This is a genomic window from Priestia sp. RMT2NF4, from assembly GCF_047872835.1.
Classification (GTDB): domain Bacteria; phylum Bacillota; class Bacilli; order Bacillales; family Bacillaceae_H; genus Priestia; species Priestia zanthoxyli.
Genome location: NZ_JBLQZO010000010.1, coordinates 60041 through 86304 on the forward strand (window position 1 = coordinate 60041; position 26264 = coordinate 86304).

Here is a 26264-nt window from a genome sequence, read left to right on the forward strand (position 1 = left end):
TATAATACCCTTCATAACAACGGATTAAGTGAGGGATTACGTATGGAAAAAGCTACATTTGCAGGTGGATGTTTCTGGTGTATGGTTACACCATTTGAAGAGCTAGAAGGTATTCACGGCATTGTATCAGGATATATGGGGGGAACTGTGGATAACCCTACCTATGAGCAAGTAAAATCTGGCACAAGCGGTTATTACGAAGTGGTTCAAATCACATTTGACCCTGAAGTGTTTCCGTATAAACGTTTGTTAGATCTTTATTGGCCGCAAATTGATCCAACAGATGATGGAGGTCAATTCCAAGATCGAGGCTCGCAGTATCGAACAGCAATTTTTTACCATAACGATAGCCAAAAGCAGGAAGCTGAAGAGACAAAGCTAGAGGTCGCAAAAAGCGGACGTTTTAAAAAACCAATCGTGACAAGCATCCTTCCTGCCTCTGCGTTTTATGAAGCGGAAGAGTATCACCAAGATTTCCACAAGAAAAATCCAAAGCATTATAAAGAAGACCGCGCTAAGTCTGGTCGAGATGAGTTTATTCAAGCGAACTGGAAATAATTCTTATGTTCAAAACAAAGCCGCATAGCGTTTGCTATGCGGCTTTGTTTACCAATTATCTGTATAAGTTGCTGTTGTTGACGGCACGCTCCAATATTGCTGCGAAGGCTGCCATGCTTTTAACGAGCCATCAGCTCTCTTCACAATTGCTTTAAATTGAACATTTTGACTCGCAGGAAAATAGACGGTGCCTCTCCAATCGGCTGTAGATGAATTATATGTTAATTTAATTGGATAAAGGGACGTATCCCACTGACCTAGCTCAGCTCTGTCTCCAACAATATAAACCGTTTCTCCTACCGCAGTTGGCGCATTTTTTACTACAACCGTTTGCGCAACTGGTGTAACGCCCAGCGTATTTTTAAATTGCCCCATCAGCGTATCATTGTTAATGACATCGTAGAAACGAAGCAAAGTAAATCCTGCAAAATTATAGTTAAAGGCCATTTCAGCTGCTTTTTTATATTGATCTTCACTGCCTATAGTTAGAGCATTTTCCCCGTTTAAAACAATTCCTTTTGCATTCGCAATACCTGCTACTTGGCGTACAAGCGTCTTTGGCATAGAATATTCGGGATAACTTCCGCTGTCCGTCATTTCTAAGCACGTAAACGTTATATCTAATTTAGCTGTTTTAAAAGCGTCTAAAAGCGCATTGTAATCATTATATCCAGCAGGTTTTTCTGCAGCATGAGGAATCGTCGGATTATTATACTGCCAATGAATTCCCGCCACTTTTGCACCGATTGGTACGTTAAAGGTGGCATCAAAAGCCTGATGAGCTAACTGTCCAATACGTTTTGTGTGATCTTCCAAAGCTCCTTGATACCATGCTAAGAAATCTTTTCCATAAGCTGTTGAATAACCATCTTTTAAGAACTGATAGCCATCTGATGGCGGTAAAATTTGCGATGCAGAGGTTAAATTGGTTCCCCATGCCTGATTGACGCCGGCGAGTGAACCGTATTTAGTCAAAGCATATGATTGAAACTTGCTTTTGGCGAAGTTCGTATACACTTGAAATTTTCCTCTAGACGGATAGCCGGTTCCGTCTGCTGCTGTATAGGACGGATAACGAATTTCACCTGCAGGGCCTCCGGATAAATAGATTTTAGCAATCACGTCTTTATAAGGTGCTAACGCTTGCGCAAATGCCGTATAGAGCTCTCCGTATTGCTTAGAAATAACGTCAGTTGCAAGCGGGCTTAGCGTTTCTTTATTTGTCGTACCTGTTTCAGATTTAAAGTAAAGGCTGTCATCACTTTTTAAGTTCCATACCCAAGACGGAAGCGGAACGTTACAATCATCTCCAACATTACCGCCGCACTGATGAGTAGAAATAATAGGAACGATCTTTATACCTGCATTACGAGCAGCTTGAGCAAAGCGCTGAGCATAGGAAAAATCAAACTGCTGATCGCCGTTCTTCTCCATATCTCCCCACCAGAAGTCTACTGTCACCGCATAAAATCCATTTTGTTTCGCTTTGCGTAAATCGTTCTCAAACGCTTCCCATGTTGTATAGTCTGTTACCTTTTTTAAAGGCGCCATTAAGTAGGTTTTGTAACCAGGATTCATTGATTTTCCATCTACGGCAGCCGCTCCATTAAGTGGATTCAAAATGAAAGCGTTAACAAAAATGAGCACCAAAATAAAAGCCAACCCTTTTTTACATAGCTGTTTCATAGCTTCCCTCCATTTTTTCAAAATCACCTATAGGTATTCGGCGGATTTTAGTTTTTTCCTTTTTCTTTTATAAAAAAAGACGCCCCGCCAGGACGCCTCCTACATTAGTTCCAAATCTCATTCACCCATTCAGGATGGTCAATAAACGGATTGCGGTTATGCTGATAGTCTGAATAAATAATATCATTTCTGCGTCGTTCTCGATCATCTACTGGATCTTCGGCGTTCCATTGAAGAAGCACAGATAATTTCCCATGATAAGGAGCAGTGCCATTATTCACTGTGTTATTAAGTTCTAAGTCAGGCTCATCACTTACATCGCCTTCATAGCGTACGGCCATATAAAACAACATACGAGCCACATCACCTTTTACTTCATCTCGAGGTTCCCATGAATCACTGTCAAAATAATTTCCGAGTGCCTCGCTATGTTCCGTCCCTCCGTTATCAAAATCTAAGTTTCCTCTCGTACCATTTACAGACACATCGGTTGGACGTAAATGATGAAGATCTGTTCCAGGACCCATAGCTGTTCCAAAATCCCCGTGAGACTTTGCCCAGACGTGCTCACGATTCCAATCGTCCACTCCGCCTCCATTTGTACTCTTACTCTGTGAACGCCCCGTATAGAGCAAAATAACGTTATTTGCGTTAGCTGGATCTTCATCCGTTTTCTTTAAAGCTTCCCATACGGATGAATACGAAAGTTCTGTGTGATGGTCAATAATGTTATGAAGCTGTGTTTTTAAGGTGTTTCCTGTTTTTCCAGCTGCGGTACGATAATAGTCTTCTACTGGAACAGTTGGCTCTGTGGGGTCTGGAGTCGGATCAGTTCCTTCTGTTTCTGTACTGATAGAAGTAACTGATTTTATTCCTGGGTGTGAAAAGTAAGGGGTGAGTGTGCCCGTAACAGTAAGACTTTTCCCTTTTAACTCCGAGCGACTTTGAAGTCCAAATGTACTTCGCAAATTTGAAGGAATTTGAACGTATACCATCTTGTCTGTGTTGGTTTCATTTGCACTGTCAGCGAGAGCAAGTGCATAATCGTTTGGGTAATTGCTCGTAATAACTGTAGATGTGCCTGTAGGTTGACCTACTACATATCCTTTAACAGCTTGTACACTATTGTTTTGATTTTCAAGAGCTTGTGACACAGATAAAGATGCCGCTGCTTGACTAACAGGAGTTAAGCTCACTACAAGAGCAAAAACAAGCAGGGACATTACCCATGTTTTTTTACACAGAGCATGTAATCTCACTTTTTTATTCCTCCTTATGATAGGTTTAAAAACTCGTTTCCTTCCACCTCTTTATATTATTTTTTCACTGTGAATTCCCTGCCTGTTTTTTGTTAAGTTTTATAGTGAAAAAGATGTGTTCTTCTTTACAGTGGCGGCTGCTTTATGCGAAGGGTTATATTTTTAAAAGTCCACACTGGAAAAAGCATTATGTGTCTTTCTTTATATATGGTATAATCAACCGAATCGTAAAAGAGCTTATACCATTTCAGAAAATGAAATGATTTAAATAGAAATGAGGATTGTCTATGCTTAGTTTTGACGAAAAATTAGCTATTATTTCATCGTTTCCAGAGCTGCATCGAAAAGATGTATCTTTAGGACGCGTGAATTTTCATTATGAAGAAAGCGTGTACGATAAAACGGTTGTTGTGCATCATCTGCATCCTAACGGAAATGGATTTGTATATGCAGGTTTTTTAAAAGGATATGAAACAAATGACAAAGGTCTTGTGAATATCCGTGATTACACTGAAGAAGATCTTCGATCAATTATTGAAGCTTCTATTGAATCTTTGTCTACCCTTCCTGATACAGCTAGAGAAGAAGCTATTGTAGGGAATGGAAATGAACAGCGCTGGAACGGCCCAGACAATGCAACGCTTTTACTTGTTCATGAAGATGACCTGTGGAATATTTATTCTGGCTTGAATTTGGAGGCAGCATTTTTATCTTACGAAGAAGCAGAAGATTATTTGTTTGAAGAAGGCTTCCGCCGCCTGTAAATTTACGTCTATACGCAAAAACCTCGCTGTTGATTAACAGCGAGGTTTTTTCATTTTTTCACAGAAGGCTGAGGGCTAATGCGCGGTATTAAAACCACAAATAATACAACAACCCCCACACCAATCAATAATAAGTAAAACCATTGTAGATCTGATGACTTTTCAGAAGCCGTTTGTTCTGTCCGATCTTTCTTGTAGGAAGTGTTTTTAGAAGAAAACAAGTTATATTCTTTTGCTTTCGCAGAAATCGTATTATCTTCAGCTGATGCGTTCGCAAAAAGACTTTCTTTTAAACTCTCTTTCTCTGCATCTTCCTCTTTTTCAAATGTAAGATCCTTTATTTCCTCCGGAATATTTCCTACTTCTTTTTTATTTTCTAGCAAAGATTCGGGGTCTAAGTTAATGGGATCATCTTTATATACATTTGGTTTAATCTCTTCAACGTTTCCATCATCAGCTTCAGCCGCTGCTGCTATAGGGAAACAAAGAAGTGAAAAAATAAGAACAACACTTCCAATCTTCTTACTAAGCACTATAGGTTTCATCATTTTCAACCTCTTTAGTCGTCTTTAAAGCACGAATAATAGATGGCAGAACACTTAAAACGGCAGTCATTCCCAGTAATACAATAAGCGCCTGTCCAAACAGAGACTGCGTATCATATTGAATGGACATGTACACTTTAGATACTGGATCTTCGTAATTAAAGTTTGGCATAGATAAGTTAAGAAGCGGGGTAATATAAAATAAAATCAACCCTACTGTCGTCACCCATCCAGCGAAGCTTCCTAATAAGAAAGCAATACGTACAAGTGTAGATGAAGCAAGCAATAAGACGATCGTAAAGATTGACCATTCCATTGCCCGGTCTCCCGATAACGAATAAATATTCAGGCTAAAGATACTTACCATTAACCCTACAATCAAATTCAATAATCCAAAGAGCGTACCTTTTACAAGCATAGGTGCATGTCGGTAGTATTGACTGAAATAGCCAATTAGTAGGCTGCTGATTAAGATAATAACCAAAATGACAACCGGTGGAACCTCTTTTACTTTTTCAGCCGGCACTTCACCGCTTACTTGAAGAGGATTTGCTAAATAATGATAAACGTAATCATTATTCTGTCCATCTACTAATGTATTATTTAACAAGCGGTATACCTGGCCTCGTACCAACTTCGTTGAATCCACGTTTTGGGCCCACTTGCTGTTAAGCGTGTCAGCCTTATCCTGAACTTCATTTACACGCTTCTGCAATTCATCTGTGTACGTGACAACATTAGCTTGTCTTTCACCTAAAGATGAAATGAGTTCGTTCATTCCCTTCAACTCTTGACCCATGCTTTGCTGCAGCGTCATTAAGCCTGTTACGTCCGGAGCTTCTTTCTTTTCTAATGCTTGATCTTCACCTGCGCTAGATTGAAGCTCTTGATTCATTGCATTTGCTTTTTCTTGAATAGCTGATAGCTCTTCCATAATCGATGCTTGTTCAGCATCAACTGTTTGTCCATATTGATCAGCAAAATTTTGCACTGAACTTTGGAACTGTGCTAACTCTTCTTTTGTTAGAGACAGGTTTTGTTGAATTTGCTTACGCGCGTCTTGAGAAGAAACGGTTCCAGCTAACGCCTGCTGCAAACTTCCTTTAATAGAGTCATTGTTAAGGACGCTGTTCTGTATGTCTGTATTTCCTACTTGAGCTAAAGTCAAATCATACTGCGATAAATCACCGTAGTACTTTAACAGATCTTCGGCACTGCTGCTTTTAATCTTACCTGAGAATGTATTGCTCAGCTTTTCCTTTCGAGAAGCTGAAAGGTTTGGAGAAGATAAGATTTTATCTTCTTTGTTTTTAATCATCGTAATGAGACCATCAACATCCGCACTGCCTTTAGAAGGTTTTTTGCCGTCTTCTTTCAACTTTTCATTCTCTTTTTTTAATCGTTCATTTTCTTCTTGAAGCTTAGCAATTTGACTGCTCGACGACTTGGTTGCTTCTTCTAAGTCTTTCTCTGCTTTGTTTTTCTGTGCTGTCAAAGACTTAACGTCTGCTTCCAAACTGGCAATTTTCTGCTTCAGCGCATCCGTATTTTCTCCTGAAGTTTCAGGCTGAACGGTTACATTTTGCAGCTCATCTTTGACTGCCTGTACCTGTGTTTTTAGATTAGCCACTTTTTCAAGCGCACTTTTCACAGCATTGGATGTGCCTGATGTATCCGGTGTATCCGGTGTTTCAGGCGTTACAGGCGTTTCCGTGCCCTCAGGTGTCTCAGGTGCTTCAGGCGCTTCGGGTGTTTCACTCGTCATGCCTTGAAGCTGCTGTTCTAAATCATCAAGCCCTTTTGATATATCATCAAGCTTTGCTGTTTGCTGAGATAAATCCACTTGAATTGGTTCTGACGTTCCTTCGCCTTGACCGGAATCTGGCTGAGTTCCATCATCTTCTCCAGGATCCGTCGGCGTCTCTCCACCTTGATTAGGATCTGGCTGAGTTCCGTCACCTTCTCCAGGGTCCGTTGGCGTCTCTCCGTCTTGATTAGGATCTGGCTGAGTTCCATCACTTTCCCCTGGATCTGTTGAGCCTCCACCACTATCATTTGATGAAGCTGTCTCTAGCTGCGCACGAAGCGGCTTTAGCTTACTTTCAATTTGATTTAAGGTTGTTTGCTCAGACTGCTGTTTGTATGAACTGATGATTTGGCCGTTCAAATCTTGCAGAGCTTTTTCTTGTTCACTGACGTTATCTGCTTGTTGATCTCCAAGTTCTCCAACGGCTTTTTGATTTTCATCCAGCTGCTGTTGAATGGAAGATAAGCCACTAAACACTTGATTGGCCTGCTCATTAAAATTTTGCTTAGAGCTTGGCTGATTAGATTCAAGGGAAGACAACCCTTGTTGAATCGCAGCGACGCTTTGAGCCTGCGTTTTTTCAAGCATTTGTTTCTGTGTTTCTTGATATGTTTGATATTGATTTACATATTCAATGAAGCTGTTTAAATTCTTTTCAACCTGTTCTACGTCGCCTTGTCTGTCGCTAGAACCTTTTTCTGCTTTATTTACATTATCTTGGATTTGCTGAAGAATTTTCTTTTGATCATTTAATTCACCTGCTAAATCTTTTGAATTCGGTTTATAAAAAGCGACCATTGTTTTTTGAAAGGCGATTTCTTTATTTAGAATTTTATCGAACTGTCCGCGTACCTTATCCACTTCCTGTGATACATAACTCCAGTACAAAGAGGACATTTCATTATTAACCTTTGTAGTAGCATCTTCTAATTCCCCTACTACTTTTTCCTTATTAACTGCGTTAAGCTGGCTTTGAACTTTGTATTCCAAAGTAGCTTTTTCTGGCTTTTTTTCCTGATACGATAAAATATTTTGTGAGAAAGTCGAGGGAATATAAATAACCGCATCATATTTCCCATTCTGTAAACCGCTTGTAGCTGCGCTTCGTCCAAGCACGGTCCATTGATAATCCGACCCCTCCTGTAAAAGAGGAGTCACTTTTTCTCCAAATTCTATCGCTTTTTCACTGTTTTCTTTTACTCCATTATCTTCGTTAACAACCGCAATCGTTCTTGTTGAGTTTTCTGTGACTTGTAGCGGGTTGTCTCCAATATACTGGAAAAAGAAAGAAGGAAGAGCCAAAATTAAAACAACAGCTAATATGACTTTAAGTGTATACTTACGCTGTTCGGTCATGTTAAGATCTTCCTTTCACTTACACATAGCGGGATTTGAATTCTTGTTTCTTTTCCACTTTTAATATAATAACCGAAGCCAGGGTTAACGTCGGCTTCTTTTCGGTCATAAGGAAGTGTAAATAAGCTTTGCTCTGTTTTCTTCATCAACAACACAGCTTGGCCAATTTGCTTCACTTCTGTTGTTAACGCGTCAAATCCTTTTGAAAACTCATTGTTGTTCCCTGCAACAATCAAGTTAAAGCCCAGGTGGCTATAATTTTTCATCAATTTTGTAATACGATCCTGCAAGACACTGTCTAAGTTTTGCTGGAATCGTACAAATCCGTCTACTACAAGCATGATCGGGGCAAATGAAAGACCGTGTACGGTTCCTTCCTGCACTGCTTCCAAATACTTATTTTCACGTCGCTGCAATCGTTCTTCGGTTAGGTCAAGCCAGTCGACGATCTGTTCTTTTGTTTCCATGTAAACAACTTGCTCTTCAGCTGCATAGCTTGATAAACCACGGTCAACCGAATCAAATAGTCCGATTTGCTTCACGCCTTGTTCAAGCGCTGTTTGCAGTATGACTTTCACTACATTTGTCTTTCCTTTTTGCGTCTGCCCCATGACGATACAATGCTTATTTTTCGTAAAGTTCATATGCACCGGTCGAACAAACTCTTCATCTAACCCAAGAGGAATAACTCCTTTTTCGCGAATAACTCTTCTGTCCGTCATAAATTCGGCAAGTACAAGTTTCGATGACAGCATTGGCACCGGCTCCGGAAGAATAGCATCAGCGTATTGATTCTTTAATCGTTGAATGTGCAGCTTAACTGCATCAAAAATTTCAAAATCATCTTTTCCTTCCGCAGGTAAAAACAGCTGTGCAAAATAAGGTTGATCCGTTTTGATAATAGCCCGGCCTGGAATAGACTCTAGCGCATACGGCGTACGTCCTAAAATAGAATACGCTTCTGAATGATCCATTAAGTAATGAACCACCTTCGTTTTCAAGTTATTCATAAGTGACTGACGAATAGAATTCACGCGCGTCGCGGTAAAGATCATATAAATTCCTAAAGACTGACCGTCACGCACAAGCTGCGTGAACTGCATTTCTAGATCTTGCATTTCTTCTTTGACAAGATCAAAATTATCAATCGTGATAAAAATTAGAGGAAGCTCTTCTGAACTTAAAGCATTATACATTTTGATATTGCTAACTTCCTGCTGTTGAAATAACTGCTTTCGTCTTGCGATTTCTTGTTTGATAATCGTCATGAATTTTTCAATTTTACGCATTTGATCCATTAAGAAATAATCCGCCGTATGAGGCAGCTGACGAAGCGGCAGCAGCGTACCGTTTCCAAAGTCAAAAATGTAATAATGAAGCTGCTCTGGGCTCTGTCTTTCAGCTAGACTAAGAAGCAACATCATGACTGTAAACGATTTACCGTATCCTGACGAACCAAATATACCAATGTTTCCATCGTCCATCAGCTGATAGTTATATACCGTTTGACTTTGCTTTTCAGGTTCATCAATTAAGCCAATTGGGAATACGCCGTCTCGCTTCTCTTTGTACTCACTGCGAAGCAATCTCTCTTTAAGAGGCGGCAGCCATGGACTATTTAATTTTTTGATACCTAATTCCTGCTGCGTTTGTTCGATTTTTTGCACCACAACATCAATTTCTGCTTCCGCTTGTTTGGATGACGTCTGCTGAGTAGATACATCAGATAAAGGAATCAACCCGAGATCTGTGACAATGGCTACTTCATCTTCAGCCCCATACGTATCTTCCATGTACGGCGCGCCGCTCCAGGCTGACTGAAACAGTTCATACACTTCATTATTTCCAACCTGCAGATAGCCTCGACCCGTCACCGTAATAGAAGCAGCGTCTGCATTTTTTAAGATTTCTTTACTATCAGCGGAATCTTGGACTTTTAACGCTACTTTAAAACGCGCATTACTCCAAATTTGATCGTCAATAACACCGCCTGGCTTTTGTGTTGCTAAAATTAAATGAACGCCTAGACTACGTCCAATTCGCGCCGCGCTGACTAATTCGCGAATGAACTCTGGTTCTTCACTTTTTAACTCAGCAAATTCATCCGAGATTAAGAATAAGTGAGGCAGAGGTTCTTCTGCCATACCTTGCTTATATAAATCTGTATAATCATTAATATGATTGACTTCATATCTATCAAACAAGCGTTGGCGTCGCTTTAATTCACTTTTAATAGAAGCTAAGGCTCTTGTACTAAAATTCTTACTTCCTTCAATATTTGTAATGGTTCCAAGCAGGTGAGGCATGTTTTTAAACGGCTGAGCCATTCCTCCGCCCTTATAGTCAATCAATAAAAATGCGACTTCATGGGGGTGGAAATTCACCGCTAGAGAAAGAATGTACGTTTGTAAAAATTCACTTTTCCCTGACCCCGTCGTACCTGCAAGTAATCCATGAGGGCCGTGAGCTTTTTCATGAAGATTTAGTTCAACAATATCTTCTTTTCCTTTTAAACCAATTGGAACCGCTAGCGACTTAGCTGATTCATTGGTGTGCCACCTTTGCACGATATCCAGCTCACCAATTTCTCTTGCTTTAAATAATTCTAAGAATGAAACGCTATTTGGAATTGAGTTGGTCATGCCAACTTGGTGATCCAATGTCCGCAGCATCCTTGCAAATCTTTCATTATAATCAAGCGTGTGTTTATCAAGCTGAAATGGAATATTCACAGCTTTTTGCTTTTGAATTAATATATCCCCCTCGGATTCGTTAATATAACGAACGAGTGTGTGAACATGCTCCGTTAAGCTTTCTTTCGTCTCTGCCGCAAATATCGTAGAGAACCCCAGATGAGGGTGATACCCTTCTAAATACTCTAAGATAACGTGATCTGCAATTAGCTGCTGATTCGTAATAATAAAAACAAAGTGAGGCAAGAAAACCCCTTCTCCTTTTGCTTCATCTAAGTCGCGTTCTCTCAGCATTTCGTAAATAGAAGATAAAAGCTGATCTCTCGTTTGTTCATTATAAATGAAGCCTTTCGCAAAAGAATGAGGCAGCTGAAAATGAGGGAGCCATTTCATCCATTCCCACTCTTTATATTCTTCTTCATCAAAAATGAATACGAATCTCACATCATGATAACTGTGGGAGAATGCCAGCTGTCCTACAAGCTGATGCAGTTCATTCTTCACCGTCTTCATCTTTCCTACCAGACCGATAGAGCCTAAACCTAAGTGAGCGGTAACAGGCGCATTTTTGACTTCTCGATAGACTTTTTCCATGTGCTGAGACTGCTCAAGCAAATCATCAATTTCTCGATTAGCCATATCTCCGCTATTTAAAGAAATTTGGTAGCTTCCAGGAACTGTTCCTTTTCCAAGACGCACCTGTAAGAAATCACTGCTTTCCACAGTTCGTTCCCAAATTCGATCGGAAATCTGTTCTGTTAAATATTTCATTCGTTCAAACGTTGGAAAATGATAAGATAATACATCTCGTTGAACTGATGCTAGTTCTTGTAATTCCTCGCGCTTGTTCTCTAAGTACTTTGTATAAATTCGACGACGACGCTCTTGGCGCTTCTTGCGCTGTTTTTTATCTTTGAAATATTGAACGGTAGATACAATCAGCGTGGTCGTAAACATCATGACAGATATAATAATAAAAATTCCCCTGGGCTGAATAATCGATACCGTACCCATGACTAAAAGCATGACTAATGGGGGTAAAATGGTAAGCCATAAGCTTCGGTTATTTTCATCATTGTCTTGAGACGGAAAGGACAAGCTCACCTTATCATTAGGCAAATCATATATCATGCGCGGTGTCCGTCTATAAACCGGGTACTTCTTTTTCATTTCAGAAATAGGTTGTGCCGTAGCCGGAAGCTTAGATGCATAATCATAGTAGCTTTGAATCTTCAGCAAATCTTTTTCGATTAATTGAATCGTCATAGAAGACCATAAAATAAGATCTCCGGGCTGAAGGTTCCTATTCTCTTCTATTCGGTGTCCATTAAGATAAAGCCGTTCTTGGTTATAGAAGACCTTCCACTTCCCGTTTATCTTTGATAAGTAAAATCCTTCTTTTGGCTCTACTACATACTTTTCTTTCTGCTGATACACATCAGCTGCTTCATCACTTGTGGAAAACGAGACTTCTGATCCGTAATCAATATAATAGACAGCTTCTTTAACAGCCGTCTCTGTAAGGGCAAAGGTTAAAGCCTGTCCTTGTTCTCGCCATACAAACGACTCAGAAACAGATAGCTCTGCTATCCTTTCTTCTCCGTAGGAAATCAAGAGCCGGCCGTTCTTTTCAGATGACAGCGTCATTTGACCTTTCTCAAACGGATAGGAAAAAGTAAACGTTTGATGCTGAGTGTTTCCAACCGTTGCTTGGCGAAAGGTTTTAAAATCTATAGGCAGCTGCTGATACGTTTGCCCACTAACTATCCAAAGCATATTCATACAACTACCTCCCTACTTCGATTGATCTTCCTGCTGTTTTTTCTGCTCTTCTTGTTTCTTTTTCTCGGCTTCTGCAGCTTTCTGTTCTTCTTCCTGCTGCTTGGCCGCCTGTGCTTCCTCAGCCTGTTTCTCTTCTTGCTGCTTGGCTGCTTCCGCTTCTTGCTGATCATTTTCTTTCTTGAATTCTTCCAGTTCATTCGCTACTTTATCAAGCTCTTCTTGCTTTTTATCAGCCGCTAAATCGTTGTCTGTCTTTAGCTGACCTTCGTATTTCATTAATGCATAGATAATTAACGAACGTTCTTCTAACAACCGGCTCACTTCTAAAGCTTTTTTGTTGTCTCCTCGGCCAATGTAAAACCAATAGGCAAAGTACTGATGATCTGACTGAAGCGTAATAGTCTTTAAAGCATTTGCCTTTTGCTCCTCTCCCAACTTTTCATTAACAAGATAGGAGGTTGCTATTTCGTATTGCACAATTTTAGGCATACTTTCAATATCGTAATCTTCAAGTGTGTCGACTACTTTGCTGTAGTTTTTTTCAAGAAAGTATTCGTTGCTTTCTACAAATGCTTCTTGTTTCGGCTGAGCAAAAAAATAAGAATAAAAAGTATAAATAAGAGCTGGAATTAATAAGACAAGTATACCGACAGATGAAAACTTAAAAATGGTCCAGCGTTTTTGAGGAAGTTGAACAAGTGTCTTTTGATGTTTTTCAATTTGGGTTAGCTTATGCTGAACAAATTGACTCAACTCTTCCTCATTGCTGATATGCATTATTTTTTTAGCGTCTTCTTTTAATTGCAAGGTCTCGTATAACTTAAAATACTGTTCAAATGTATGCGATGAGTCAACGGCCGCCGCTATCGTAGCCTTTAACTCCTGAAAGCTTTGTTCCTCGTTAGGCTCATAAGGAGGTAAACTTTCTTTCACTCCATAATGTAAAAAAGCAGGACTTAAACTTTTATCAAAAATGATATTTTCTGGACAAATCAACAAATGCAGCCTTGAAAAAGAATGCTGCTTTACCTTTTTGATAAGCTGATCTGCAAACAGCCACTTTTGCTGTTCTTCTTTTCCCCTTAATGCTGTAAAAGGTTGAAATTCAGAGGTAGGCTTAATTGTTATTTTAAGTTCATCATCGCTCATCATGATTTCTTTTTGAAAAGCCGTGTTTACATCCTTTAACATTTCAATTTCAACAGAACGATCAAGTCGAATTTTTTCTTTTTGAAAAACAAATGTATATTCATTATTATGACGTGTCATTACAGCTTCAAGCTGCTCTTCTAAGTAAGTCGGTTTCTTCTCTGACATTCTAATAGACTCCTTTAGAGAATTTCGATACAATCACCTGTGGTAATTCCGCAGTTAATCATCGTCTCATTTCCCGAGAAAATAAGATTTTTATTTGAAACACGTATCCACGCACCGTCCTTTGGTGATTGAGTAATCTTTTTAGCTTGCCAAACGATCTCGACTACTTTTTTGATTGAATGATAGTTTGATAGTCGCAAATCGAACCGATCACCTGTATAGTGCTTTAAGTCTACTGTTACTTCTATATACATAGGGTTTCATCACCTCAAAACATAGAAAAAGCGCCTTCATCTTTTGAGAATGGGGCGCTCCTTTTATTACTTCACTTAGATTATTAGATGAAGTTAACCGCGGATTTGGCTAGCGATTTGGTTATCTGTATCTTCAAGAACATTTGCAGAGTCGTCTAATTGCTTAGCAATTTTTGTAAGTAGGTTAGACATTTCAACGAAAGAAGGTTTTAATTCTTCGTATTGAGCAGCAAACGCTTCGCTTGAAGCACCTTCCCACATATCTTGAAGTTGATTTTTCATTGTATCAAGACGGCTTACTAGTTCTTGAACTTGACCGCTTTCGTTAGTATAGCGACCTGACATGTCGCGAAGCTCTGCTGGTGTTACGCGAATAATTCCTGACATACATATCTCTCCTTCGGTTTATATATTTACTATTATTGTAAGAAACTCTAGTGATAAGGTCAAAGGTTACTTGCAAAAGCCTCCAAAAATGAGAATATGTATCTACAAATACCCCTAAAAAATGCAAATAAAACCTGAAAAACCAAGATTTTGTTCTCATTTAAACCTTTTCCATCTAATCTATAGGTACCTATTTAAAGGAAAATAAAAACTATAAGACTATTAAATTACATTTCTATTTATTATCTATAGAACTATTTACTAGTAATAAAAAAGCAGCAGCCTGTTTAAGGCCCTGCCTATATATATCCTATTTATTTAAGATTCAGACATGCTTGAAAAAAGGACATGTGCTTGTTATCGCCTTGGCTACTGCTTAAAATAATTTTGATCTTCTTTTAACATTCTTATTTCTTCCGGGATGAATAATTTTGAGAGAGGCGTGTCAGGATTAAGTAATATGGCTATTTCTTCATTTAATACAGGCAGCATATCCTTAAATGATACACATACGGTCTTTTCATCTTTTAGCATCTGTTCAATCGGATATTTTGACGAAAAAACAGGTAAATATCGATACGCTGCACTTTTCATCGTCTGAACATAGTGCTCTGCAATTAATATATCTGATGCTACATGTTCTGAGCTAACAACTAGCCATAAATTGCTATTCATTAAAGTTTTATAAAATTGAGCAATCTTTTTATTATCTTTCATTGCTTCAATTAACGATTTTTCTAATAAGTTAAATGTATACTTCATTGCTGAGACAACCCTGTAAGGAACTGTACCATTTCACTTCCAGCGCCATCATATACTTCATTCATTCTCTCTTCACTTCCTCTGTGCTGTCACTAAACATAATGTTTGAAGGATTCATCTCCTGACTTAAAATGCCCAATCCCATTTGAATAACCCCATAAGTAAAAAATTCCGTTCGACTGCATGTAGAACCATTCACTACTTTTTCTTCCCAAGACATAGAAAGCGAATTCCACATAACATTAAGAGTACCTAGAGGTTTTTCAATCGTTCTATGCATATTGTCATACGTGTTCCATTCTTTTAAGTTCTTTATGTCATTCCACGTATCTTGCGAATGGGCGCTCCCATCGCTCCATACGCTCGACCAAAACTCCGTCCAGCCTGAAGAGCCTTCTAGCTCTCCATCTGCTTTTCTCATTTGCTCCGCAGTGTCTTTTACTAATAAATGTGCATTTTCCGTTAGCGAATCAAGTTTGCGAATCATATGCTGTAACTCTTCCTGCAAGTCCAGCACTTTATCAATATCTGCAACAGACAAGAAATGTAGATTTGTAGCTTCCCAGCTTAGTTTTTGAAGTGCATCAGCCGTCTGTGAATGAGACTGTTGAATTCGCTCTGCAAATGTCTGCAGCACCTCTGGATTTACTTTTATCTCCATGTATGTCCGTCCCCCTATCTCTTGTAAGCCTTCAGTCATCAAAACATTTTTTAAGCCTATACGGAAAGACTCACTTTCTAAAAGAGTGAGTCGATAATGTTATTTATTACGCCGATGCTAGCTCTCTTAATCGTGAAATTTCTAAGCGTAAAGTTTGAAACAATTCATCCCTTACGTCGTACAGATGAAAAGTGGATTGCGTAATATCATTATAAATATCCTCATATGAGCTCTTAGAACGCCCTGACCAATCTGACGCATATTGTTGGTGCGAATTTTGAAACAGATAGATACCTTCTTCAAGAAATTCCATGATACGTTGAACTTCATGTAAATATGATTCTAATTGATCTGCATCTCGACTATATTCTTTGCTTTTTCTTCTTCGCTCTATGTCGTCAAAGAGATCATCAATTGCATCCATAAAATGTCCCCACGTCCTTCTTCCTCTTTTATTAGAAGTCTCTTAAAGTAATGTTAAAATAAGGTTACAAAAAACAAAATCCATCATTCAAACTATTTTCACACCTAGGAAAAAATATCTACATTTCTCTTTTTTTACTTATTTATACAGGGGAAATAGAGAAAATAAACAACGCCAGGCTGCTGTAATAAAGCAGTAGACGTTGCTTTTTAGGTTGTGACACTGCTGTTATAAAAAGGAAGAATACCTAGTTTACATCCGACCTTTTTGTTTCTTTTTCTTGTTAAATGGCTTTTTTGAAGGTTTTTTAGCTGTACGGGACTGCTCTTTTGTACCTTCATCGACGATTTCGCCCATATAAAGCTCTTTTTTCGCTAATGAAAGTTGAAGTTCACGTGCGATTTGTTTTAAATTTCGCTCTTCTCGTTCAGTGACAAGAGAAATGACTGTACCTTCTGCTCCCGATCTGCCTGTTCTACCTGAGCGATGTACGTATTGATCTGCATCTTGAGGAACATCGATATGAATTACATGCGTCAATCCCTTAATGTCTAATCCTCTAGCTGCGACATCCGTTGCTAATAAGACAGGGAAATCTCCTTTTCGAAACCCTTTAATCGTCGTAGCACGATCTTCTTTTTTCGTTTCACTGTGTAAAGAGCCTGCTTCTACACGCTTAAATGTTAATTTTTCTTCAAACTCGATCAGAGTATCAATCCCTTTAAAAAAGGCTAAAGCTTTCATTTGTTCTTGACGAACTAGTTTTCTAAGCACGTCCACTTTATCTCTAGCTTCACTTTTGATGTATACATGCTCTACCTTCGAAGCTGGGAGTTCATCTCTTCCTACCTCTATTTCAAGAGGCTGGTTCATCATGTCTTTCGCTAGCGATTTGGTACGTTCTGATACAGTAGCTGAGAAGACTAGGATTTGACGATCACTTAACGCCATTTTTACAATCTGTTGAACCGTTTGAACATGCTCAGGTACAAACAATTGATCCGCTTCATCAATCACAATTGTTTTGACTTCGTGCATTTTTAATTTCTTCATTTTAATTAATTCGTTCAAACGTCCTGGGGTACCAACAATGATATTAGGGCGCTTTTTGAGTTTTTCTAATTGCCGTTTCATATTTGCTCCGCCAATAAACGCAGCGCTTGAAATACCGCTTCCCTGCGACCAAGTTTGAATTTCACCATGAATTTGCATAACTAATTCATGGGAAGATGCTAAAATAACCGCTTGAACATGAGATGGTCCCGGCTGAATGCGATGTAAGACAGGCAACAAATATGCCAGTGTCTTTCCTGTTCCCGTTGGGGATTCTCCTATTACATCTTTATTAGCTAAAATCTCTGAAATAGCTTTCGTTTGAATGGCAGTAGGCTCATTGAACCCTGCTTTTTTCCACGCCTCTTGTAAAAAAGGCTGTAAAGTCTCTATAAACTGACTCATATCTATCTCCTTTTCCATGCTTTTCTCGATATTATAAACGATTTTTTTATTTCAATTAAACGAATGTATCAGTGGCCATGTGCGTTAATACTGACCTTAATTTCTATTTATAAATAAACCTTCCTTATCCCAAGGGACCCTGTCAATCCGTCAGTAGAAAAGTCGATTGTTGCCTTAACTTTTCTACATCGATATACATAGCTTCAACTATGATACACTATTGCTTCTATAGAAAACAATATGATCCTCTTTATTATGGACGAAAACTTGTATAAGAAGGAGGTTTTATGTCCTATATGGATCCGGACGCAAAGGGCTCAGCTGCTTACTTCCTCTTTTTCAAGAAAACAACCGCCTCTCTGAACTACGAAAGGCGGCTGTTTCGTTCTGTAATTGGCATATCAATAGTAACCGTTGTCCCTTTTCCTTTACCGCTTTTAAAATGCATGGTACCTTGATGACGCTCCATGATTTTGTAACACACGGCCAGCCCTAAGCCCGTTCCAGCTTCTTTTGTAGAATAAAACGGCGTCCCTACTTGTTCAATCCTCTCTTGACTCATTCCGATTCCATTGTCTTCAAAGTGAATCAATGCTCGTGTATCTTTTTCTTCAACTGTTATTGTAATATGGCCTTTCTCAATAATAGCTTCTACACCGTTTTTGATCACATTGATGAACACTTGTTTCAACTGATTTGCATCAGCCGAAACATAAATAGGCCTTTTTGCTGTTTCTTTCAATAAAATAGAAACATTATTTAAATTGGCCTGCGCTTCCATTAGCGTAATAACTTGTTTTAAAATCTCGCATAAATTGGTCTTTTCAAAAGATACATGCTGCTTTTTTCCAAGAATGAGCATTTCACTGGAGATTAAGTTGATGCGGTCGATTTCAGACATCATGATATCTAAATATGTGTCATTTGTTTCCTTAGAGGCTTGCATAACCTGTACAAAACCTTTTAAAGAAGTAAGGGGGTTTCTAATTTCATGTGCTACGGCACCTGCCATTTGTCCAATAACCGACATTTTTTCCGAGGTTATCATAAGCTCTTCATCTTGACGGTATGTAGTAATATCGCGTGCAATCATAAATACACCTACTACCTGCTTATGAACAATAATGGGAAGCAAAGAACACCTAAGCAACCGTCTTTCTCGCTTTCTATTGATCACATTCATTTCGAACTTAGCACCTTTTCCATTCAGCACTTCTTTAAAATACTCTTTACACATATCAAACTCTTCAGCTGCGATAAGAGCTGAAGGTTTCATCTTTTGCAGTTCTTCACTGGAGTATCCAACGATTGCTTCACCTTCCGGGTTAGCAAGAAGTACTTCACCCGTTTTACTTATTTCAAAAACACCATCAGGATTATGTTTGAACAAAGATTGATAGTGCTGATTGCTCGTTTGAAGTTCGTGTTCTTTCACTACAAGCTCTTGCTGGGACTCCACTAGTTTATAAGCTCTCCTATATACCAACCCATACAAAATAATGCCCGTAGCTAAAATAAAAAACCAACCTTTGTATTGTTGAAAAAAAATATATACTTCAAAACGACCTTGCGCTAATGTTCTAGATATATTATCAGATATCAAGATCCATACAGCGCCAATAATGATATATATAATTGAAATTCTTAAAGCTACTTTACGCGCGTGTTTCACCAAATTTTAATCACCTGTTTATCCGTATTGATCCCCTGTCTTATTGCCTTTATATGAAGTGTTCACTTTTTGTAGCCATTTCATGCCGTTGTAAAAAATTGATGAATGGCCTGACCTAGGTTACTAATAGATTTTACATTTGCTTGAAAATGATACTGGTGAAGCCATTGACTGTGATCGGGTGTCACACCTGTTAAATAAATCTGTACGCCCATTAGCTGAAATTCCCATATTAAATGTTCTAGGGCTGCAACACCTCGTTCATCAATTTGACCGATTCCATTAAAATCAATGATAACTCGATCAACCGTTTCCTCATCTATTTGTCTGAGCAGCCGATGTTCATTTTTCATGATGACTTCCTCAAATAAATCGCCAAACAGAGGTATAAGCACCATGTTGTTCGATAAATGAATAAACGGTCCCGACAGCTCTATAACTCGGTTCATGGCCTTTTCTAATCGTTCTTTTTGCAGCAGCAGTTCTAAGTCTGTTTCAGATAAACGCGCTGTATGCTGTTCGATTTTTTCTGAGAGAATTCTAATTTGAGAATCTTCCTCTACACATATTACATGCGCCTTATCTTGCTCCCATTTGCAATTCACGGTATAAAGAGACATCTTAGCTTTACGCGAATGCATGACTAATTCTGTTTTTATTTTTTCCTTCTTTCCTAATCGTTTTCTAGCTTTGTTCTGACTATCTTCATCAACAATTTCTAAAAAATGTTGAACCTCTCCGAATAAAGCGGCTGCTTCATCAGATTGCGCTAGAATATTCATTTCCTCATCCATAATAAAAGCAGGAAGCGGAGCATATTTAATAGTCGACAACCTTAATCCCCCTAATTGATTGATAATGAAAAAGCTCTTTCAACTCCTCTAGCTGTGCAATAAATCGAACTTGATTTGTTTGAACAAGAGGAAACTTATAGTTTGAAACTACTCGGCCTCCAACTAAAATAAGCGGCTGATGTTTTGTCTTTTTTAATCCTTCTATATATTCGTTTGCTTTTTCTATATGATGAGTTAAACTGAACGAGATTCCTACTAAATCAGGTTTCCATTGTTCAACAGCGTGCGTTGCATGTAAAAGCGGAGAATCTGCTCCTAAAAGTTTCGTCTGCCATCCGTGCTCTTCAAAGAGAATGGAAATCATTTTTAAACCTAAAAAATGCTGTTCATTTTCTATACACAAAAACAGACCTTTTTTTTCACTTTTAATAACTTCTTGTCTTATACACAATTGATAGCGTGACAAAACATAGTCACAGGTAGTAGTAGCTAAATGTTCATCAGCCACTGAAATTTCATCTTCTTCCCACATCATACCGATTTGAGCCATTGACACTGAAATGAATTGCTGAAAAATATAAAATGTGTCGAAACCCTGCTGTCTTTTTTTCCACACAATATTCCAAGCTTCATCTTGATTCCCTGATAACAGTAATTCAGTCAAGCGTTCTATGCTTTCAATCAAGAAACCACCTCTTTTTCAGTCAAACGACTTGTTTTTTTTCCTTTGTTATTATCAACCATACCACTTAACTCACCGGCACTCTACAGTAAAATATTCTCACACCGACAAAATAGCACCGGACGTCTCTGACAGGTAAATCTTTTTATTTTTCAAAGTCAACGAGGTAGTGATGCAGCAAGTGACGGTTTTGTTCATTGTATAAGTACGCATACACAGGACGTCCTATTGTGCCGTAAGTCATTCTTTCTCCAAGAAGACCTATATCTGTTAGAAATTTTAAATATTTTCGAATAGACACTCTTGAAATTCCCGTTTTTTCAGCCACATCATCGGTCGAAAAAGGGTGATCTTTAAGATGCACAATGGCTTCTACGATGACTTCTAATGTTCCTGTCGTTAGACCCTTAGGCAACGGCTCTACCGGAGCTTCTTTTATTTTTTTATTAGACAGCAGCCCGTCTAATTCCTGTTGATTAAGCTGAGGTTGCTGTTTTAACGTACGAAATGTTTGTTTATAAGCCGAAAGTGCTTGATAAAAGCGTTCAAATGTAAAAGGCTTAATCAGATAATCAATCGCTCCATAGCGTAAAGCTTGCTGAATCGTTTGAGCATCCGAAGCAGCGGTGATAAAAATGACGTCTATTTCCTCTTGCTTTGTTCGAATCTCTTGTAAAACTCTCAAACCATTTTGCCCAGGCATAAAGATATCAAGCAGTACTAAATCAACTTGATATTCATTTACCTTCACTAAGGCTTCATGACCCGAATGAGCAACAGCGACCACTGTAAACCCCTCTATCTCTTCAATGTACTTTTGATTAAACTGAGCAACCATTGGGTCATCTTCAACAATTAATACTTTAATCAACTTGATCTCTCCTTGTTTCGTACGGAATATCAATATAGAATGTGGTACCGCTATTTATAAATGAGTCAATAACGATTTGGCCACCTAGTTCATCAATCGTTTGCTTCACTAAATGCAGCCCAAACCCTCTGCTCGTTCCTTTTGTAGAAAAGCCTTTCTTGAAAACCTGATTCATTGTATCGGAAGGAATGCCGCAGCCTGTATCCGTAACTTGAATCGTAAGCTTATTGTTTTTATACACAAGCATAACGGACACTTTTTTAGAGGCTTGATGACAAACTGAATCAATTGCATTATCAATTAAATTTCCAATAATGGTAATGAGATGATGAGTAACGTGTGGATCTGAAGGTTCTGGAATAACTTCATCAGCGGAAAACGTCAGTTCTACGCTTTCCTCTCTAGCATAACTCATTTTGCCCATGAGAAACCCTGCCAACGCATGATCTTTAATAGATTTAGTCACTGAACTAGATTCATCGACACGATGATTAACAAGCTGATGAATATACGTTTTTAGCTCATCATAATAATTCATCTGCACCATTCCTAAAATCACATGAAGTTTATTCATAAATTCATGCGATTGTGCTCGAAGCGCTTCCACATACATTTTAACACCTGTTAGCTGTTCTGCTAAGATATTAACTTCTGTTTTATCCCGAAACGTAGAAAGTGCTCCTACAATCTCTTCGTTTACCACTAGCGGAACCCTATTAACTACAATGGCTACTCCATTTATGACTTGCTCTTCATCATAATGAGATTCCCCCGTAGACAAAACGTCGTCCAATCTGGAGGTGGGCATATATTCTCGAATAGACAAACCGATTGGCTCTGGTGCTAACCCTGCTTTAACAAATAAGCGGCGTGCAGAACGATTAGCAAGTGTAATATTACCTTCTTTATCAACAGCTATCACTCCTTCACGAACCGACTGCAGCATGGTGCTTCTCTCTTCTAGAATTTTAGCAATTTCAGAAGGTTCCAAGCCAAATAAAATTTTCTTTATGTAATTCGCTAATAAAATAGCACCAAGAACGCCTACAAGTAAGCCAATTAATGAACCTAAAACAATTCGACGATGCCCATCTCTAATCGCTTCATTTACATTATTCAAAGAAATCCCCACAGCCACTGCGCCAATTTGTTGATTTTTTTCATTATAAATAGGTGCAAAAGCGCGCAGAGATTTATCAAGCGTTCCTTTTGATACAGATACATAAGATTTCCCGTGCAATGATTTTTGCTCATCGCCTCCGGCAAACCTCTTTCCTATCTTTTTAGGATCTGGGTGAGACTGGCGGATTCCATTCATATCTATAACAACGATAAACAAGACGCTTGATTTTTTACGAATTCGTTCAGTAAATTCCTGAATTGACTGAGGTGTTTTTGTCTCTAGTCCTTTTTTCACGTTCGTTGATTCTGAAATAATTGTAGCAATAGTCCGAGCTTTTTCAGCCTGTTGATCTCGGATGTTTTTTCCAATTGAACTGCTAACTAATAAATCCGTTAACAATAGCGATAGAATTACCACCATGCATACAAGCAGCACCGTGATGCTTCGCAGCCCCATTCTTCCGTGTTTCACATTCTTCCCTCGCTTCCCTGCTTTCCTTGTTTATAGCACAAGAAAAAGATCTTATCTAGAGGCAGATAAGATCTTCGCTTATTTAATTTCATTTTTACTGAGTTGATGAACATTTATACAGGAAGGTTAACAATCTACTTTATAGTTTAGGTCCTTTTCGATATTTGAACCATCCCATTTTATAAAAGGCAAAGACCATTACGCCTACAAGCCCAATCATAATGCCCAGTACAATAAAATAATTATATTTCCCCGTCAGTTCCGGCATATATGAAAAGTTCATGCCATAGAGGCCAGCAATAAACGTCAACGGTAAGAAAATAGCTGACATCAGCGTTAGCGTAAACATGATTGAATTCATACGATCCGAGTTAATGGACATAAAGCTTTCTCGAATATCATTTGACAAATCCCTGCTTGCTTGCATAATTTCAATCATATTTAATAGGTGGTCATAAATATCATTAAAATAGCGAACCTGCTCTTTTGCTTTTAACGCATTGGTTGACATAATACGATACATTAAATCTCTCATGGGGTTCAAAATCCGGCGCATTCGTGACAAATCACTTCGGATGTCATAAAGCTGCCTCATTAGTTCATCCATAGGTTCGTCTTTTGCATTGTCTTCAATGTCGTCTATGTGATCTTCAAATTTATAAAGCACAGGGAAGTATTCATCAACGGTATGATCTAAGAGTTCATACATGATATCCCATGTTCCATCTTCGGTAGCCTCAGGGTCTTTTTTGATAAGCTCCCACACTCTAGCCACGCTCGTTAGCTTGTCCAAGTGGTAAGTGACTAAAAAGTTATCTCCTACAAATGCAGATACTTCTAAGTGCTCAAGCTCTTCTTTATGAAGTGCATAATACACTAAAAAATAATGCTCATCATACAACTCAAATTTAGCCCGCTGACCTTGATTCAAACAGTCCTCAACTGCTAAAGGATGAAAATTAAATTGTTCAAGCTGCTTTTTTTCTTCCTCGGTGGGATTGTAAAAATCAACCCAATACCATTGAAAGTCATGGCTTGAACGAATCTCATTCATTTCTATCTCTTTAATAGCTCCTTCTTTGGTTTTAGCTACAATTTTAATCATAAGATAACCTCTGTCTTTTTTGATACTATTCTCTGCACATACCCTTTTTACCATTTTGTTAAACTTTTTTCTTTTAATGTACGCCTTTTCTTGTCTATACATACGATGATGGTGACGACAAGAGAACAAAACGGTGAGGAGGTATATCCATATGTATGAATTTTACTCCCGGCATGAAGAATATTGGGAAGATGATACAAGACTAGACGAACAGCTTTTAAGAGATATAAACAAAGCTGTAAACGATGAGTTTTCCGCTATTCACTACTATACACGCCTAGCAGAGCTGGCTCCTAATGATCAGTTTAAACAAGCTATATTAGGTATTCGGCAGGATGAAATTAAACACTTTGACTGGTTTTCTAAAGCCTATTATGATTTATCAGGCAGCTACCCACAGATTTCATTAAACATAAAACTGCCAAATACTTTTCAAGAAGGGGTCTCTGAATCCATTAAAGATGAAGTAGAAACCGTTCCATTTTATCAATCAATCGCTAGAAGAATCACAAATGCTCGAATTCAAAGCCGCATTGTTCGAGCTGCGAGCGATGAACAGCGCCACGGTCAAATTTTTCGAACCATTCAGTCCCACTTCTCATACTAAATAATACGCTTGCCACTGCAAGCGTATTATTTAGTATGGTTTTATTATTATCTCTTACTTTGTAGCATTAAATTCTTCTTTAATTTTTTGGAGCAGCGTTTGATTTGTTAATACGTCATACCCTGTTAATGCCATTGTTTTTGCACCAAGTATCATTGCTTCTCTTCCTTGCTCACTTAAAGCTGCTTCTCTAAATTCGTGCGTATGACAAACAAAATAATCATCACAAATTTGAATATACGGATGAATAGCCGGAACAACCTGACTCACATTCCCCATATCTAAAGATCCATGATCGCCTTGGTCTTCCGTAATGCTTTGCTCGCTCACACCTAATGAGATGAGATTATTTGTATAGACGTCGGATAATGTTTGATTCGTTTGCATATCATCATAAGAAAACTCATAGTTTGAGATTTTTAATTTTGTTCCCGTCGCTAAAGCAGCACCATGTGCACATGCCTTCACCTTATCTGTTACTTCATCTACATATGCACGAGTTGAAGCGCGAACATAAAATTGCGCTACTGCATAATCCGGTACAACGTTGGCCGCCTTGCCACCCTCTGTAATCACTCCATGAATACGTACATCCGGCTTCACATGCTGGCGAAGCGCATTAATGCTATTGAACGTTTGTAATACACCGTCTAGCGCATTGATTCCTTCATGAGGGGCAGCGGCTGCATGTGCAGATTTTCCGAAGAACTCAAACTGAATCGCATCCATCGCAAGAGAACGCCCGCTTTTTTGATGACAGTAATAAGGGTGCACCATCATAGCTACGTCTAAATGATTAAAAATACCTTGTTCAGCCATCGTTACTTTGCCGCCTCGTGTTTCCTCTGCAGGCGTTCCGTATACGTATATTTTACCGCCCGTTTCTGCGACTGCTTTACTCAGACCAATACCAGCGGCAATTGACATGGTTCCAATTAAGTTATGTCCGCATGCGTGTCCGAGATCCGGCAAAGCATCGTACTCTGCCATAAACCCAATCGATGGACCTGGCTTTTGACTGTCATAAACAGCGGTAAAAGCCGTTGGCAAGTCACATGTACCAATTTCAACTGTGAACCCTTGTTCTTTTAAAACATCTGTTAATGCTTTGCAAGCCTTAAATTCTTTATGGCCAAGCTCAGGATTTTGTCCAATATATTTGCTTACATCATAAAATGTATCCTGTAATTTATTAATTGTTTCATTTATTAATTGTTTCATTAGTT

At 38.7% G+C, this 26264-nt stretch carries 22 protein-coding genes; 3 read left to right on the forward strand and 19 right to left on the reverse strand.

All coding sequences use genetic code 11. From position 1 onward, the window contains the following. Nucleotides 1-42 precede the first annotated feature (42 nt). A complete protein-coding gene (msrA, locus tag ACMX9J_RS25180; RefSeq protein ID WP_028412466.1) occupies nucleotides 43-558 on the forward strand; it encodes a peptide-methionine (S)-S-oxide reductase MsrA in 516 nt (171 codons plus the stop codon). Between the two features lie 48 nt (nucleotides 559-606). Here the strand turns inward: msrA and ACMX9J_RS25185 are convergent, their stop codons facing one another. Both ACMX9J_RS25185 and ACMX9J_RS25190 read right to left on the reverse strand, forming a co-directional pair. Next, the gene (locus tag ACMX9J_RS25185) at nucleotides 607-2244 is read right to left on the reverse strand and encodes a family 14 glycosylhydrolase (RefSeq protein WP_033580731.1); all 1638 of its coding nucleotides are present in this window, start codon (nucleotides 2242-2244) and stop codon (nucleotides 607-609) included. A gap of 104 nt (nucleotides 2245-2348) precedes the next feature. After that, on the reverse strand, nucleotides 2349-3503 hold the full coding sequence (locus ACMX9J_RS25190) for an endonuclease (RefSeq protein ID WP_416226367.1): 1155 nt from the start codon (nucleotides 3501-3503) through the stop codon (nucleotides 2349-2351). 287 nt (nucleotides 3504-3790) lie between these two features. Between ACMX9J_RS25190 and ACMX9J_RS25195 the strand changes: the two genes are divergently transcribed. After that, nucleotides 3791-4267 carry a hypothetical protein gene (locus ACMX9J_RS25195; RefSeq protein WP_028412469.1) on the forward strand — a complete coding sequence of 159 codons (477 nt, stop codon included), beginning with the start codon at nucleotides 3791-3793 and terminating at the stop codon, nucleotides 4265-4267. Between the two features lie 50 nt (nucleotides 4268-4317). Here the strand turns inward: ACMX9J_RS25195 and essA are convergent, their stop codons facing one another. The 16 genes from essA to corA form a co-directional block, all read right to left on the reverse strand. After that, nucleotides 4318-4815, reverse strand: coding sequence for a type VII secretion protein EssA (gene essA, locus ACMX9J_RS25200; protein ID WP_028412470.1), 498 nt, complete (start codon nucleotides 4813-4815; stop codon nucleotides 4318-4320). Beyond that, the gene (gene esaA, locus ACMX9J_RS25205; RefSeq protein WP_416226368.1) at nucleotides 4793-7975 is read right to left on the reverse strand and encodes a type VII secretion protein EsaA; all 3183 of its coding nucleotides are present in this window, start codon (nucleotides 7973-7975) and stop codon (nucleotides 4793-4795) included. Before esaA ends, essA begins: the two co-directional genes overlap by 23 nt. Beyond that, entirely contained in the window at nucleotides 7972-12450 is a 4479-nt protein-coding gene (gene essC / locus ACMX9J_RS25210; RefSeq protein WP_098627100.1) for a type VII secretion protein EssC, read from the reverse strand. Before essC ends, esaA begins: the two co-directional genes overlap by 4 nt. Nucleotides 12451-12462: 12 nt before the next feature. Continuing rightward, entirely contained in the window at nucleotides 12463-13767 is a 1305-nt protein-coding gene (gene essB / locus ACMX9J_RS25215; RefSeq protein ID WP_416226369.1) for a type VII secretion protein EssB, read from the reverse strand. A 14-nt stretch (nucleotides 13768-13781) separates the two neighbouring features. After that, the gene (locus tag ACMX9J_RS25220; protein WP_025752817.1) at nucleotides 13782-14021 is read right to left on the reverse strand and encodes an EsaB/YukD family protein; all 240 of its coding nucleotides are present in this window, start codon (nucleotides 14019-14021) and stop codon (nucleotides 13782-13784) included. 93 nt (nucleotides 14022-14114) lie between these two features. Then, nucleotides 14115-14408 carry a WXG100 family type VII secretion target gene (locus tag ACMX9J_RS25225; protein WP_028412473.1) on the reverse strand — a complete coding sequence of 98 codons (294 nt, stop codon included), beginning with the start codon at nucleotides 14406-14408 and terminating at the stop codon, nucleotides 14115-14117. Between the two features lie 369 nt (nucleotides 14409-14777). Further along, a complete protein-coding gene (locus ACMX9J_RS25230; protein ID WP_033580724.1) occupies nucleotides 14778-15170 on the reverse strand; it encodes an SseB family protein in 393 nt (130 codons plus the stop codon). 61 nt (nucleotides 15171-15231) lie between these two features. Continuing rightward, the gene (locus tag ACMX9J_RS25235; RefSeq protein WP_028412475.1) at nucleotides 15232-15831 is read right to left on the reverse strand and encodes a WXG100 family type VII secretion target; all 600 of its coding nucleotides are present in this window, start codon (nucleotides 15829-15831) and stop codon (nucleotides 15232-15234) included. Between the two features lie 106 nt (nucleotides 15832-15937). Further along, nucleotides 15938-16255: a hypothetical protein gene (locus tag ACMX9J_RS25240; RefSeq protein WP_013055102.1), complete on the reverse strand. Its 318-nt coding sequence runs from the start codon at nucleotides 16253-16255 to the stop codon at nucleotides 15938-15940. A gap of 252 nt (nucleotides 16256-16507) precedes the next feature. Further along, a complete protein-coding gene (locus ACMX9J_RS25245) occupies nucleotides 16508-17713 on the reverse strand; it encodes a DEAD/DEAH box helicase (protein WP_028412476.1) in 1206 nt (401 codons plus the stop codon). Between the two features lie 364 nt (nucleotides 17714-18077). After that, nucleotides 18078-19172, reverse strand: coding sequence for an ATP-binding protein (locus ACMX9J_RS25250; RefSeq protein ID WP_224980631.1), 1095 nt, complete (start codon nucleotides 19170-19172; stop codon nucleotides 18078-18080). 293 nt (nucleotides 19173-19465) lie between these two features. Further along, entirely contained in the window at nucleotides 19466-20218 is a 753-nt protein-coding gene (locus ACMX9J_RS25255) for an STAS domain-containing protein (RefSeq protein ID WP_033580723.1), read from the reverse strand. Then, entirely contained in the window at nucleotides 20205-20864 is a 660-nt protein-coding gene (locus ACMX9J_RS25260; protein ID WP_028412479.1) for a cobalamin B12-binding domain-containing protein, read from the reverse strand. Before ACMX9J_RS25260 ends, ACMX9J_RS25255 begins: the two co-directional genes overlap by 14 nt. Before the next feature lie 142 nt (nucleotides 20865-21006). Beyond that, the gene (locus ACMX9J_RS25265) at nucleotides 21007-21732 is read right to left on the reverse strand and encodes a response regulator (RefSeq protein ID WP_028412480.1); all 726 of its coding nucleotides are present in this window, start codon (nucleotides 21730-21732) and stop codon (nucleotides 21007-21009) included. Then, nucleotides 21725-23311 (reverse strand): DcuS/MalK family sensor histidine kinase, encoded by a 1587-nt coding sequence (gene dcuS, locus ACMX9J_RS25270; RefSeq protein ID WP_176345020.1) that lies wholly within the window; start codon nucleotides 23309-23311, stop codon nucleotides 21725-21727. Before dcuS ends, ACMX9J_RS25265 begins: the two co-directional genes overlap by 8 nt. Before the next feature lie 154 nt (nucleotides 23312-23465). After that, nucleotides 23466-24431: a magnesium/cobalt transporter CorA gene (gene corA / locus ACMX9J_RS25275; protein ID WP_028412482.1), complete on the reverse strand. Its 966-nt coding sequence runs from the start codon at nucleotides 24429-24431 to the stop codon at nucleotides 23466-23468. A 151-nt stretch (nucleotides 24432-24582) separates the two neighbouring features. Here corA and ACMX9J_RS25280 point away from each other — a divergent pair, with 151 nt between their 5' ends. Continuing rightward, nucleotides 24583-25038, forward strand: a complete 456-nt coding sequence (locus ACMX9J_RS25280) for a ferritin-like domain-containing protein (RefSeq protein ID WP_176344991.1) — start codon at nucleotides 24583-24585, stop codon at nucleotides 25036-25038. Nucleotides 25039-25092: 54 nt separating this feature from the next. On the opposite strand, the gene ACMX9J_RS25285 is transcribed toward ACMX9J_RS25280, so the two are convergent. Continuing rightward, nucleotides 25093-26259 (reverse strand): M20 family metallopeptidase, encoded by a 1167-nt coding sequence (locus ACMX9J_RS25285; protein ID WP_033580722.1) that lies wholly within the window; start codon nucleotides 26257-26259, stop codon nucleotides 25093-25095. Nucleotides 26260-26264 lie beyond the last annotated feature (5 nt).